Origin of the sequence: Lichenibacterium minor (assembly GCF_004137685.1) — a bacterium.
Classification (GTDB): Bacteria; Pseudomonadota; Alphaproteobacteria; order Rhizobiales; family Beijerinckiaceae; genus Lichenihabitans; species Lichenihabitans minor.
Genome location: NZ_QYBB01000070.1, coordinates 1 through 13,381 on the forward strand (window position 1 = coordinate 1; position 13,381 = coordinate 13,381).

The window sequence follows — 13,381 nt, forward strand, 5'->3', positions numbered from 1 at the left end:
GCATCGTCTACATCACCCACAAGATGAACGAGCTCTTCACCATCGCCGACGACGTGTCGATCTTCCGCGACGGCCGCTACATCGCCACCCACGCCGCGAAGGACATGACCCGCGACCAGGTCATCCAGATGATGGTGGGCCGCGAGATCACGCAGATGTTCCCCAAGGAAGAGGCGAAGATCGGCGAGGTGATCCTGTCGGTGAAGGACCTGGCGCTCGAGGGCGTGTTCTCCGGCGTCTCCTTCGACCTGCGCCGCGGCGAGATCCTGGGCCTCGCGGGCCTCGTCGGCTCGGGCCGCACCAACGTGGCCGAGACGATCTTCGGGGTCACGCCCGCTACGGGCGGCGAGATCCGGCTCGACGGGAAGCCGATCACGATCGGGAGCCCGCGCGACGGCATGCGGGCCGGCATGGCGCTGCTGACGGAGGACCGCAAGGACACCGGCTGCTTCCTCATGCTTCCCGTGCGGGAGAACATGGAGATGGCCGTCCTCACCGAACGCTACGTCAAAGGCGGCTTCATCCAGCAGGGCGCGGTCGACGTCGAGTGCGGCAAGATGAAAGACGCCATGCGGGTGAAGACGCCGAACCTCGAGGAGCGCATCGAGAACTTGTCCGGCGGCAATCAGCAGAAGGTGCTGATCGGCCGATGGCTGATGACCGGCCCCAAGATCCTCATCCTCGACGAGCCGACGCGCGGCATCGACGTCGGCGCCAAGGCTGAGATCCACAGGCTGATTTCGCGCCTCGCCGGCCAGGGTGTCGCCGTCATCATGATCTCGTCGGAGCTGCCGGAGGTGCTGGGCATGAGCGACCGCGTCGCGGTGATGCACCAGGGCCGCCTGACCGGCATCCTCGACCGCGCCGAGGCCGACCAAGTGTCCGTGATGCGGCTCGCCGCTGCGTGAACACGCGGGCCGACGAGGTCGACACTACGAAGGGGCAGCGATAAGCCCCGCCACCGGGACGGGAAACGGGATCATGACAGAACCATTGACCAACACGATCGCGGTGGCGGAGCGCAAGGCGGGGCGCCGACGCCTGCCCAACGAGCTCGGCATCGTGCTGGTGCTGATCGGCATCGCGCTGTTCTTCGAGGCCGTCGGTTGGGGCGTGCGGGGCCAGAGCTTCCTGGGCAACCCGCAGCGCCTGCTCGTCATGATCCTGCAGGTGTCCATCGTCGGCCTGATCGCCATCGGGGTCACGCAGGTCATCATCACCGGCGGCATCGACCTGTCGTCCGGCTCGGTGCTGGCGGTCTCCGCCATGGTGGCGGCCTCGCTGGCTCAGGAGCCGGGCTACGCCCGCGCGGTCTTCCCCGGCCTGACGGGCCTGCCCTTCGTGGTGCCGCTGCTCTGCGGCCTCGTGATCGGCGGCATCGCGGGGCTGATCAACGGATCCCTCATCGCCATCACGGCCATCCCGCCCTTCATCGCCACGCTCGGAATGATGGTGACGGCGCGATCGGTGGCGCAGCTCTACACGCGGGGCCAGCCCATCTCCATGCTGGCCGACAACTACACCTGGATCGGTTCGGGCGCCGTGCCGGTGTTCATCTTCCTCGCCGTGGCGATGATCTTTCACGTGGCACTGCGCTACACGCGCTATGGCAAGTTCACCTACGCGATCGGCGCCAACCCGCAGGCCGCCCGGGTCAGCGGCATCAACGTGCGCCGCCACATCATGCTGGTCTACACGATCGCGGGCGTGCTGTCGGGTCTCGCCGGCCTCGTCACCTCGGCGCGCGCGGCCTCGGGCCAGTCATCCATGGGCACGGGATACGAGCTCGACGCCATCGCGGCGGCCGTGATCGGCGGCGTGTCGCTGGCGGGCGGCGCCGGACGCATCTCCGGCACGGTGATCGGCACCCTGATCCTCGGCGTGATGACGTCGGGCTTCACCTTCGTGGGCATCGATGCCTACGTGCAGGGCATCGTCAAGGGCATCATCATCGTGGCCGCCGTGGTGATCGACCAGTATCGCCAGAGCCGCCGAAGGAAGGCGTAAGGACATCCCGTCCCGATCGCGGTTCGAGGGCGGATCTTCGGATCATGCCGAGCCTTCTGGAATGGAAGACCAACGACCTCGACCCTTCCTCGTCCACGCGGATGCGGGGACGAGGGGTAGTGCTTCAGCGGTAGTCCACCCAGACCCCGCCGGCGTCGGCCGAGCGCACGCAGTTCTCGACCCAGCGCACGCCGGCGACGCCGGCCGCGGCATCGGGGTAGCGCAGGCCGGCGAGGGTCGCAGCATCGCCCCGGCCCGTCGCCCGCATGGCGGCGGCGAAGCGGCCGTAGATGTTGGTCCAGGACTCGAACAGTCCCTCGGCATGGCCCACGCTGATGTGGTCCTCCGCCAGGGCTTCCGGATGCAGGTAGGGCATGCCGCGCTCCAGCACGCGGACGGGCTCACCCTGCACCTCGAAGGACAGCTGGTTCGGGCGCTCGTCCCACCATTCCAGGCTGGCCCGGGAGCCGACGATGCGCACCTTCTGGCTGTGGATGGCGCCCGCGTTAACGGCGCTGGTCCACACCGTGCCGAAGGCGCCGCCCTCGTACTCCATCAGCGTGACCGCGTTGTCCTCCAGCGGCGCGCGGGACGCCACGAAGCTCTGGCGCGCGCACATCAGCCGCCCGATCTTCAGATCTGGGCAGATAACCTCGGAAATGTAGAGCGGGTGGGTGGCGAGGTCGCCCAGCACGTAGCTCGGCCCGGCGAAGCGCGGGTCGACGCGCCAGCGGATCGCCGGGTTGTCCTCCTCGACGGGCGCGCTGTGGAAGCCGTGAGCGAATTGCAGGTTCACGAGGCGCACCTCGCCGAGCTCGCCGGCCGCCACCATGGCGCGGGCCTGCTCGATCGTCCCATAGCCCGAATAGCCGTAGGCGACGCCGAGGACCCGGCCTCGCCCATGGGCGAGGCGCTGCAACTCCTCGGCCTCGGCAACCGTGAAGCAGAGCGGCTTCTCGCAGACGACGTGGAGCCCGTGCTCCAGCGCGGCCCGCGCAATGGCGTAGTGGGTGTTGTTGGGCGTGGCGATCGATACGGCCTCGACCCCGTCCGTGCGAGCCGCTTCGCCGGCGAACAGGGCCTCGTGGTCGCGGTAGCAGCGCTCGGGATCGAGGCCGAGCCCGGCTCCGAAAGCCGCCCCCCGTGCAGGGTCGATGTCGAAGGCGCCCGCCACCAGGTCGAAGCTGCGGTCGCGCATGGCGGCCGAGCGGTGGATGTAGCCGATCTGGCTGCCGCGCCCACCACCCACCATGGCCCAGCGGATCGGCCGCATTGTCCGGACCGTGTTCGTCGCCATGTCCGTCTTCATGTTTCGATCCTCCCTCGAATCTTCAGAACCCGATGCCGCGCAGGTGAACGCGGCTCGCCTTGACGTCGGCTAGGCTGCCGCCCGCGTTCCGCGGGTCGCGCTCCTGCTCGACCGTGACGAAGCCGCCGTAGCCGATGCGTTCCAGTGCCGCCCGCACCGCCCGGTAGTCGATGACGCCGCGGCCGATCTGGCACATCACGCCCCGGGCGCAAGCGTCGAAGAAGCGGATCCGCTCGCCCATCACGGCCGCGAAGACCTGCCCGTCGATGTCCTTGAAGTGGACGTAGTCGAGCCGGTCGGCGTATCGCTCCAGGGTCTCGACCGGGTCCATGCCGGCGTAGAGGGTGTGGCCCGTGTCGATGCAGAGGCCGGCCTCGTCGGCTGGCACGTCGGCGACAATCCGAGCCACCTCGTCGGCGAACTCGACGTGCCCTCCCGCGTGGGGGTGGATCACGGCCCGCACGCCGTGGCGGTCTCGCGCGAGCCGCGCCACAGCCCGGATGTTCGCCACCATGTCGGCCCAGGCGGCATCGGATAGGCGCGAGGCCTGGTCGGAATGCCCGGCCGCGTAGTCGCGCGCGTCGTGTCCCCAGTCCATCACGGTTAGGTAGGGGGCAGGGAAGCGTTGCCCGGCGGCGCTCGCCGGACGCGGCAGGGCGGTGATGAGGGTGCAGATCTCGTCCGCTTGCCGCAAAAGGTCGTCGCGGTTCGCCGGGGACGCGAGGTCGTCGAAGATCGTGCCAGCGACGATCGTGAGGCCTCGCTCCGTCAAGGCGCTCCCGACCCGCGCCGCGTCGAACGGCACGTAGCCGTAGGGGCCGAGCTCCAGCCCGCCGTATCCGGCGGCGGCGGCCTCGTCGAACACCCGCTCCCAGGACGGCAGGTGCGGATTGCGCACGTCGTCAACGCCCCAGCAACACGGCGCCGTGGTGATCGTGATGCCCATCGTTTCCCCTCCACGTCGGCCCTCGGCCTTCGCATCGATAACGGGCTTGCGCAGCGGACGGACAGCGCGAAGATGAAGGGATTCCATCAAGTCTCGGAACCGCAATGTCGCGCAAACCCACCATGGACGACGTCGCCGCGCTCGCGGGCGTATCGATCGCCACGGTGGACCGCGTGCTGAACCGGCGCGGCGGCGTGAAACCGGATCGCGAGGCGCGCGTGCTCGCCGCCGCGCGAGGACTGAAGATCGACCGGCAGCTCGGCCGCAGCTACGCGCACCGGCTCCGCGTCGCCGTGTTGATTCAGACGGCCGCGAACCCGTTCCACGCAGCCCTCGGCTCCGCTGTCGCGGCTGCCAACCGTGAGTTCCTCTCACTCAACATTCAATTCCTGGTGCACCACCTCGACCCCAACCGTCCGGACCGCATCCCGGGCCTGATCGATCGACTGGCGCGGGCGCACGACGGGCTCATCGTCGCGAGCCCGTCCAGCCCGGAGATCGCCGCGTCACTACGCTTGGCTGCGGCCACGATCCCCGTCGCGACGCTGGCGACCGACGTGCCCGGCAGTGGTCGACACGCTTATGTGGGAGCCGACGACGTCCAGGGCGGACGTGTCGCTGGTGACCTCATTGGCCGCTTCCTGGGTTCTGCTGGTGGGGACGTGCTGATGATCGCCGGCCTGCTCTCTATGGCGGGACATCGCGACCGGGAGAACGGTTTCCGTGCCGTGCTGCGCGAGCATTTCCCGGCTTGCCGCGTCGTCGCGGTCGAGGAAAGCCGCGAGACCGCCGAAGGCGCGGGCGACGTCGCCGCGGCGGCCCTGCGGACGCACCCCGATCTGAGAGCGATCTACCTGACTTCGGCCGGAGCGGATCGCGTCGTAGAGGCGCTGTCGGCGGCCGGGGCGCCATCCATGGTCTTCGTCACGCACGAACTCACAGAGGATCGACGCGTTCTGCTGCGTTCACGCAAGATCGATGCGATCATCAACCAGGACACGGCGATCGAGGTCAGATCCGTCACGCACATCATGGCTCAGTTGCTCGGCCGGGCCGACGGGGCCGTCGAGACCGTGCTGGCGCCGGTTCGGATCTTCACCGCCGAGAACTGCTGAGCCCCGCGCTGGCGGACGTCCCAGGCGTTCGTGGGAGGGGCGATGCCGCATTTTCAGGCCGGGGCCTGATGCTCCGGTCCGATCAAACGCGTGTGCCCGCAACGAACGTTCGCGTCGAGAGGCGTGCATGGCTCACGGTGGACGGCTCCATCCTCAGCGCCTCCGTCCCTTGACCCCAACTTGAAGCCGTTGCCGCTCGCCTTGGCTCGCGATCCCAGCTCTGATCTCCTGTTTTCACAAGCATGTTCATGCGATCAGGTGAGTCCACCTGATCGCGATCTACTCCGGAAGAATCCCCATCCACGATAGATGACGTTTCGTAGGTCATCCAATCGATCGAACGTCCGCCTTTCAGGTCGTTCGAACCGCTACCTGCCGTTCCGCTTTCCACCCTGCCTCGTCATTCGCCCGTTGCCGGCCGCTGTCGAGGCATGCCGGTTTTCCGAATATGAAGAGCGCGCCCTCCAAAGCAGATTTTCTGGCGTGAGTGGATTGCCGTCCGTCGCGAGGTCATGTCCGAGCGTCAAAACCGCCTCGGCGGTACGGCGGAAGAGGGGGGGGAGCGCGCTCATGATCGAGGCGCGGCGTACCGCGCCAGAAAGGTCGCGACAGCTTCCTCGACCACTTCCGTATCGCCGGGCAGGCGATGCAGGGCATCCCCGATCGCCATGACCTTCGGCCAGATCACGAACTCCTGCACCATGCCCATGAACTGGTGCGCCGCCAGCATCGGGTTGGAACACCGCAACGATCCGTCTGCGACCAGGCTGTCGAGCACGGCCGTGAACGCTTCGACCACCGGCGCTTTGCCGACACGGTAGAACTCCTCCGCGATCCACGGCAAGCGCCGCGACTCCGCGACGATGAGGCGGGTGAAGGCGATCTGGTCCGTTCCGTGGACGAACCGCAACAAGGCCTGAGCGAAGCCGAGCAAGACGGCTGTGGGGTCGGCCGATGGCGACGCGGAACCCGGGTCGAGTGCCCTGGTCTCCTCCCGGATCGCGGACCAATGGCGATCGATCACCGCCCGGAACAGCGCATCCTTGCTGCCGAACTGATTGTAGACCGTTTGCCGCGACACGCCCGCCGCGCGTCCGACCTGGTCAAGGTTCACACCATCGAGCCCGTCGCTCAGGAACAGGCGCCGGGCCGCGTCCAGGATCGTCGTGGCCGTCCTGCCCGCACCGAATTTTCCGGCTCCGTCGTCCAACGCTTCCAAAGTGGGACGTCCCATGCGCCTCCTCCTATTTACTTTACAGTAAAGTCAACTATCATCTGCCTCGATCGGCCCGCCGATGCCGCTGCACGGCGCCGATCAGGGAGGCCGCCATGTCGCCGCTCCGTTCCGACGCATCATCGCCTTCCCTCTCACCAAGTCGGCCCGACCTCACGCGCTCCGGCGTGGCTTGGTATGGGGTGCTGGTCCTCTTCGTCGTGCAGATCTTCTCCTTCGTCGATCGGCAAGCGATGAGCCTGCTCATCGCGCCCATCAAGGCCGATCTCGGGCTGTCGGACACACAGGTCAGCCTCGTGATCGGCCTCGGCTTCGCCCTGGCCTACGCCGTCGCCGGCCTGCCCGTCGGCCGCCTCGTCGATCGCTTATCCCGCCCAGCCATCCTCACGGCCGGGCTGGCCCTGTGGTGCTGTTGCACCTTCCTATGCGGCTTCGTGCGCTCCTTCCCGCAACTCGCCCTCGCCCGATCGGGCGTCGGCATCGGCGAGGCCACCGGGACGCCCGTCGTCGTGTCGCTCCTGGGCGACTGGTTCCCCCCGCAGAAGCGCGGCATCGCCTTCGCGATCTTCGCCGTGTCGGCCTACGTGGGCACGGGACTGGCGCTCGTGGCCGGCAGCGCGATCCTTCACGCCCTCGGGGCGCAGCCCACCATCGCCTTGCCGGTGATCGGGGCGGTGAGGACTTGGCAGGTCGTCTTCCTGCTGATCGGGCCGGTGGGCCTGCTGGCCGTCCCGCTCGTTTTGTCTCTCCACGAGCCCCGGAGGTTGCGGGACGGATCGCGTCCAAGCGCCTCCGCGGCGGAAACGCCGGGGCTGCGCGCGGTCCTGACCTATTATCGCCGGCACTGGAGCGCCTTCGCGTCCCAGCACGCGGCCAGCACTCTCCTCGCCATGCTGTTCTACGGCACTAGTGCCTGGATGCCCGAGTTCCTCCGCCGGACCTATGGGCTGCCCATCGCGCAAGCCGGGCTCTGGTTCGGGTGCGTCACGGTCGTGGCGGGCTCGCTCGGCGTGCTGACCGGCGGCCTCGTCTCGGGCCGGATGCTGAAGGGCGGGTACGTCGACGCGCGACTCTGCGTGACCGGCCTGGCCGCCCTCTGCGCGCTGCCTTTCGCCGCCGCCTTCCCCAACGCTGCGGCGTCGGGGTCCGCCCTCGCCGGGGCGGGAGCCATGATCTTCTTCACCGCCTCGATCTCGACCACCGGCTCCACGGGCGTGCAGGAACTCGCGCCGGCGCGGATGCGCGGCCTCGCCGCGGCAGTCTACCTGTTCGTGTTCAACGGCATCGGTTTGTCGCTCGGCCCGTCGCTGTTCGCGATCCTCACCGATCACGTGTTCGGGGACGAGGGTCAGCTGTGGCGCGCGTTGGCAGTCGGAGCGCCGGCGCTGGCGTTCGCAGCGGCGGCGGCCGCCTTCGTGGGCCTCGCACCTTACCGCGCCTGTGTGACCCGCTCCGAGGAGCCCTGCCCGGCGCGCGCATCCGAGGATCCCGCCTCGGTCACCGCCTGACGAGAGAAAACCATGGACGCTTCGATCTTGCCGTTCCCCGGCGCGAGCCGCTCCGAGGTGGCCTGGAATCGCCTTTCCGCGGACGCTTTACGCGACCTGGCCCGCCGCGACGCGGTCGTGCTGCTGCCCGTCGGGTCCACCGAGCAGCACGGCCCGCACCTGCCCACCGGCGTCGACGACCTGCTCGTCACCGCGGTCTGTCGACGGGTAGCCGAGGCGCTGACGCCGGACGTGCCGGTGGTCGTGGCGCCGACCGTCTGGTGCGGACTCGCCGACCACCACGTCGGCTTCGGCGGGACGTTCACGCTCTCGCTCGCCACCTTCCATGCTCTGCTGCGCGATCTGTGCCGCTCGATGATCGATGCGGGCTTCCGCCGCATCGTTCTGGTCAACGGCCACGGCGGAAACATCAACGGCCTGGCGGCGCTCGCCGTCGATCTAGCCCGCGACTTCGGCGCCGCCATCGCGACAACGACCTACTTCATGGAAGGCACCGCGCCGGCTGCCGTGGCCCTCGAGGACCAGTCGGGCGTCATGCACGCCTGCGAGGCCGAAACCTCGATGATGATGGCGCTCGCTCCCGACCTTGTGGACGGATCGCGCTTGGCCGACGCCCACGGGCCGGCCTTCGACGTGGCCGCCTCCCTTCTGCCCACCCTGAAGCGGGTCCACGCGTGGCGGGACGTTTCGCCGAGCGGCGTCGCGGGGGACGCCCGCCGCGCGAGTGCCGAGAAGGGCGAGATCCTGCTCGACGCCCATGCCGGCGCCCTCGCGGCCCGACTGCGGGCGGGACAGCCCTGGACCTGAGGAGAAAAGCGACATGGAACAGCATGCCGGGACCCTGGCCCATCAGATTGGCCGGGCTGTCGTGACCAAGGTGCCCGAGCTGTCGCTCACCTTCCCCGCGGCGAAGCTGCTGCCGGGATGGGAAACCGGAGGCGATGACGTCGGAGACGCTTCGCTGACCCTGAACGTCCACTCCTGGCTGGTGCGGGTCGATGGCCTGACGGTCCTCGTCGACGCCGGGGTCGGCAACGGCAAGAAGCGCGCTGTGGCGGCCTTCGGCGGCCTCGACACGCCCTGGCTCGCCCGGCTCGCTGCGGCGGGCGCCCGACCCGAGGACGTCACCCACGTCCTCCTCACCCATCTGCACACCGACCATGTCGGCTGGAACACCGTGCCCGGCCAGGGTGGCTGGGTGCCGACCTTCCCGAACGCCGTCACGGTGGTGCCGCGGCTGGGCTACGAGTTCTTCACATCCCCCACGGGCCGGGCTAGCCCGAACCACGACATGTTCGTCGACAGCGTCGTGCCGGTCGTTGAGGCTGGTCGGGTCGTCTTCGTCGGACCGCACGAGGCCGAACCGCTGCCCGATTTCACCTTTCTGCCGACGCCCGGGCATAGCCTCGACCACTCGTCGATCCTGCTGCGGTCGGACGGTCGCGAGGCCCTGTTCGCCGGCGACGTGCTGCACCATCCGGATCAGGTCGCGCGCCCGGACCTGTGCTCGATGTTTTGCGAAAGGCCGGACGAGGCGCGCCGATCGCGGCTGCGCATGCTCGACCTCGCGGCCGATCGTGCCGTGACCTGGTTCAGCTCCCATTGCGCGGACACCTCCGCCGGACGCATCAGCCGCACGGTCGACGGCTTCGCTTGGTCCTTCGTCTTAGAACCATAGGGGCGACACGGATCGTGACGGTCGATCCCATGTCCCTTTCCACAGGAAACGTCTGGTTTGTCTCTTGACCTTGTCGAAACCGGCCAGACCGCAATCCACCCACTTCCGCTGTCCGGCCGATGTCGACCCATCCCGGGTGTAGCGGGTCTTTTTCGGCGAGCCCAGAAGCAGTCGTTGGGACTCGTGTCGGGCAGAACGCACCTGACAGAAGCCATCGGCCGGATTGAGTGCTTGTTTCTCGCCTCGGCCGTCGGCTGATGGACTCAGCCCGTCGGGACGCACCAACCTGAGGCGCTCGAACTGACAGGACGAGCATTGGAGGACGATCATCGTGGGTGAAAGCCACCTCATCGGGCTCGACTACGGCAGCGAGTCGGCCCGGGGCGTCCTCGTCGATGTCCGCAGCGGAGCCGTGTTGGCGACCCACACGCACACCTACACCCATGGCGTCATGTCCTCCGCCCTGCCGGACGGGACGACGATGCCATTGGGTTGGGCCCTGCAGGACGCATCCGACTACGAGGAAGCCGCAGCGGCGATCCTCGGCGCGCTGGGGCGCGGCCGCAGCGTGCGCGGCATCGGGCTCGGTTTCACCGCCAGCTCGCCCCTGCCGGCGATGGCGGACGGCATGCCGCTGTCATGCCTGCATCCCGGCGTACCGCACGCCTACGTCAAACTGTGGAAGCACGCGGCCGCGCAGGCGCAGGCGGAGCGGATCAGCGCGCGCGGGGGCGACCACTTGGCCGACGTCGGCGGCCGCCTGTCCGCTAACAGCCTGCTCGCCAAGGCGGCCGAGATGGCCGAGGAGGCGCCCACCCTCTGGGCCGAGGCGGATCGCTTCATCGAGGCGGGCGACTGGCTGGCATGGCGCCTCACCGGCCGCGAAACCCGCAGCGCCGCCTTCGCGGCCTACAAGGCTGATTGGAGGGCCGGTTCCGGCTATCCGGTCGATGCCGTGCCGGGACTGGGCGCGAAGCTGGGCGATGTCCACCCCGTCGGCGCGGCGGCGGGCGCGCTGACGCCGGCGTGGCGCGAGCGCACAGGCATCGGCGGCGAAGCTGTCGTCGCCGTGCCGGTCATCGACTCGCACAGTACCGTCCCTGCTACGGGCGCGGTCGAGGGCGGGACGCTGGTGGCGGCGCTCGGCACGTCGGCGGTCTACCTGCTGCTCGACGACGTCGGGCGCCCGTTGCCGCCCGGCATCGAGGGGCGGGCATTCGGGGGCGTCGTTCCCGGCCTGTGGTGCCACGAGGCCGGGCAGGCCGCCTTCGGCGATATGCTCGGCTGGTTCGTGCGCGCCTTTCCGCGCGGTGACGGCGTCGAGATCAGCTTCGCAGCCTACGACGCCGCTGCTGCGGCCCTGGCGCCCGGCGAGGCCGGCGTGGTCGCCCTCGACTGGTGGAACGGCAACCGCGTGCCGCACGGCGACGCGCGGCTGAGCGGGCTCTTCACCGGCATGACTCTACGGACGACGGCCGCCGACCTCTACCGAGCCCTGCTCGAATCGCTGTGTTTTGGCGCCCGCACGGTCGTCGACCGCTTCATCGACGGCGGGGTGCCGGTCGAGCGCGTGGTGATGACCAGCGGGCTGTCGCTCGCCAACCCTCTGCTCATGCAGATCATGGCCGACGTGCTCGGGCGCGACGTCGCAGTGCCGCGCCAAGCCCAGCTCACCGCGGTCGGGAGCGCGATCCACGCGGCCGTCGCCTGCGGTGTCGCGCGGGACTACGGCGAGGCGGCTCGCCGCTTCGGGGCACGGGACGCGATCCTGTACCGGCCGGACCCGGTAGTGGGGGACTGTTACGACGCGTTGTATCGCGCCTATCGGACGCTCGGCGACGCCGCCCCGACCCGGGACGCCATGCTGGCGCTCCGCGCCGCGGCGCCTCGTACGACATCCGTTTGATCGCTTCGCAAATCGGATGTCGGCTTCGCTCGAACGCCGCGCGGGTTCGTGATGCGCGACCCGGCCTATTCAGCCGGATTTTGTATCACCAAATCGTGTAGCCGCAGTCGACGGTGAGCACGGTCCCGGTCACGGCGCTCGCGGCGTCGCTCGCCAGGAAAAGCACCGCCGAAGCGATCTCGTCGCCCCGCGCCGGGCGGCCCATCGGTGTGTTCTCCATCCAGACCGGGTAGAGGCCAGGGTCGTCGAAGCTGTGCGCCGACATCGGCGTGTCGACATAGGTCGGCGCGACCGCGTTGACCCGCACGCCCCGCCCCGCCCACTCGCCCGCGAGCGAGCGCGTCATGTGGTGCACCGCCGCCTTCGACGAGTTGTAATGCGCCTGTCGCTGCGGCCGGTTAGAGATCAGCCCCGACATCGACCCCATGGTGACGATGGCGCCGTGGCCGCGGCCCAGCATGGCCCGGCCGAAGGCGCGGCAGCACCAGAAGGCGCCATGGAGGTTCACGTCGATGACGCGCAGCCACGCCTCGTCCGGCATGTCCTCGGCGCCGTGGTCGGGCAGCGCGATGCCGGCGTTGACGACGAGGATGTCGACGGCGCCGTGGCGTGCGTCGCAGTCGGCCGCGGCCCGCTCGACCTCGTCCGACCGGGTGACGTCGAGCAGCACGGCGTCCGCGTCGTGGCCCTTGGCGGCGAGGGCGGCCCGGCCCTGCTCCAGCAGCCCGGGGTCGCGATCCGCGATGATCACCCGCGCGCCGGCCTCGGCGAGCGCTTCCGCCGAGGCGAGGCCGATGCCGCGCCCCCCGCCGGTGATGAAGGCCACGCGGCCCGTCAGGTCGTTCTTCTCGCGGTACATGCGCGTTTCCTCCCGATGCCGGCCGCGGCCGGGGCCGATGGTCGGCACCGTTCCGCCGTCCGGACCCCGTCCAACGTTCGGCGACGCGCCGAGATCGGCCGCCGCCGGGCGGGCACGCAGAAGGCGGTCGGCGGGACGATTGCGGTCCCCGGAACCGACCGCTAGATCGCCCGCATGAGTGTTCCCGAAGAGCCCGCGCCCGAGGACGATTTCGCGACCCGGCGCGATCCCCGCCTGTGCATCCTCATCCCGATGGTGGTCGCCGTGGCGTTCCTGATGGAACAGCTCGACTCGACGATCATCACGACGGCCATCCCGGACATGGCGGCGAGCCTGCACGCGACGCCCGTGCAGATGAACCTGGCGGTGACCACCTACGTCCTGGCCCTGGCGATCTTCATCCCGGTCAGCGGCTGGTTCGCCGACCGCTTCGGCGCGCGCCGGATTTTCGTCGCCGCGCTGGCGGTATTCACCCTCGGCTCGGTCGCCTGCGGGACGGCGCAGACCTTCCCGATGCTGGTGGCGACGCGGGCGATCCAGGGGCTCGGCGGCGCCATGATGACCCCGGTCGGGCGGCTGATCCTGCTGCGCAGCTTCCCACGCCGCGATCTCGTGAAGGCCATGACCTACACGACTCTCCCGGCCATCCTGGGGCCGGTCGCCGGTCCGCTGCTCGGCGGCGTCATCACCACCTATGCGTCCTGGCGTTGGATCTTCTTCGTCAACATCCCCTTCGGGCTCATCGGCATCCTGCTGGCGCTCCGCTTCGTCGAGGACACCCGTGCCGACGCGAGGACGCCGTTCGACGTGCCGGGCTTC

General features: G+C 69.3%; 12 protein-coding genes. 8 read left to right on the forward strand and 4 right to left on the reverse strand.

Annotation, left to right across the window (positions count from 1 at the left end; all coding sequences use genetic code 11):
- The coding region (locus D3273_RS25685) for a sugar ABC transporter ATP-binding protein (RefSeq protein ID WP_165359698.1) at nucleotides 1-908 on the forward strand (908 nt) is incomplete at its 5' end.
- 73 nt (nucleotides 909-981) lie between these two features.
- Nucleotides 982-2,007, forward strand: a complete 1,026-nt coding sequence (locus D3273_RS25690; protein WP_129229810.1) for an ABC transporter permease — start codon at nucleotides 982-984, stop codon at nucleotides 2,005-2,007.
- 124 nt (nucleotides 2,008-2,131) lie between these two features.
- Here the strand turns inward: D3273_RS25690 and D3273_RS25695 are convergent, their stop codons facing one another.
- On the reverse strand, nucleotides 2,132-3,304 hold the full coding sequence (locus D3273_RS25695) for a Gfo/Idh/MocA family protein (RefSeq protein WP_428977809.1): 1,173 nt from the start codon (nucleotides 3,302-3,304) through the stop codon (nucleotides 2,132-2,134).
- A gap of 34 nt (nucleotides 3,305-3,338) precedes the next feature.
- Nucleotides 3,339-4,262, reverse strand: coding sequence for a sugar phosphate isomerase/epimerase family protein (locus D3273_RS25700; RefSeq protein ID WP_129229811.1), 924 nt, complete (start codon nucleotides 4,260-4,262; stop codon nucleotides 3,339-3,341).
- 122 nt (nucleotides 4,263-4,384) lie between these two features.
- Between D3273_RS25700 and D3273_RS25705 the strand changes: the two genes are divergently transcribed.
- Nucleotides 4,385-5,377 (forward strand): LacI family DNA-binding transcriptional regulator, encoded by a 993-nt coding sequence (locus D3273_RS25705; protein WP_165359699.1) that lies wholly within the window; start codon nucleotides 4,385-4,387, stop codon nucleotides 5,375-5,377.
- A gap of 568 nt (nucleotides 5,378-5,945) precedes the next feature.
- On the opposite strand, the gene D3273_RS25710 is transcribed toward D3273_RS25705, so the two are convergent.
- Nucleotides 5,946-6,611: a TetR/AcrR family transcriptional regulator gene (locus tag D3273_RS25710; protein ID WP_129229813.1), complete on the reverse strand. Its 666-nt coding sequence runs from the start codon at nucleotides 6,609-6,611 to the stop codon at nucleotides 5,946-5,948.
- Nucleotides 6,612-6,778: 167 nt separating this feature from the next.
- Here D3273_RS25710 and D3273_RS25715 point away from each other — a divergent pair, with 167 nt between their 5' ends.
- From D3273_RS25715 to D3273_RS25730, 4 genes are all read left to right on the forward strand, one after another.
- A complete protein-coding gene (locus D3273_RS25715) occupies nucleotides 6,779-8,119 on the forward strand; it encodes an MFS transporter (protein WP_245501393.1) in 1,341 nt (446 codons plus the stop codon).
- 12 nt (nucleotides 8,120-8,131) lie between these two features.
- Entirely contained in the window at nucleotides 8,132-8,926 is a 795-nt protein-coding gene (locus tag D3273_RS25720) for a creatininase family protein (protein ID WP_129229815.1), read from the forward strand.
- 13 nt (nucleotides 8,927-8,939) lie between these two features.
- On the forward strand, nucleotides 8,940-9,797 hold the full coding sequence (locus tag D3273_RS25725) for an MBL fold metallo-hydrolase (RefSeq protein ID WP_129229816.1): 858 nt from the start codon (nucleotides 8,940-8,942) through the stop codon (nucleotides 9,795-9,797).
- A gap of 331 nt (nucleotides 9,798-10,128) precedes the next feature.
- Complete coding sequence (locus D3273_RS25730) at nucleotides 10,129-11,703, forward strand: FGGY-family carbohydrate kinase (RefSeq protein ID WP_129229817.1); 1,575 nt, start codon at nucleotides 10,129-10,131, stop codon at nucleotides 11,701-11,703.
- Between the two features lie 85 nt (nucleotides 11,704-11,788).
- On the opposite strand, the gene D3273_RS25735 is transcribed toward D3273_RS25730, so the two are convergent.
- Nucleotides 11,789-12,562, reverse strand: coding sequence for an SDR family NAD(P)-dependent oxidoreductase (locus D3273_RS25735; protein ID WP_129229818.1), 774 nt, complete (start codon nucleotides 12,560-12,562; stop codon nucleotides 11,789-11,791).
- 174 nt (nucleotides 12,563-12,736) lie between these two features.
- Here D3273_RS25735 and D3273_RS25740 point away from each other — a divergent pair.
- The coding region (locus D3273_RS25740; protein ID WP_129229819.1) for an MFS transporter at nucleotides 12,737-13,381 on the forward strand (645 nt) is incomplete at its 3' end.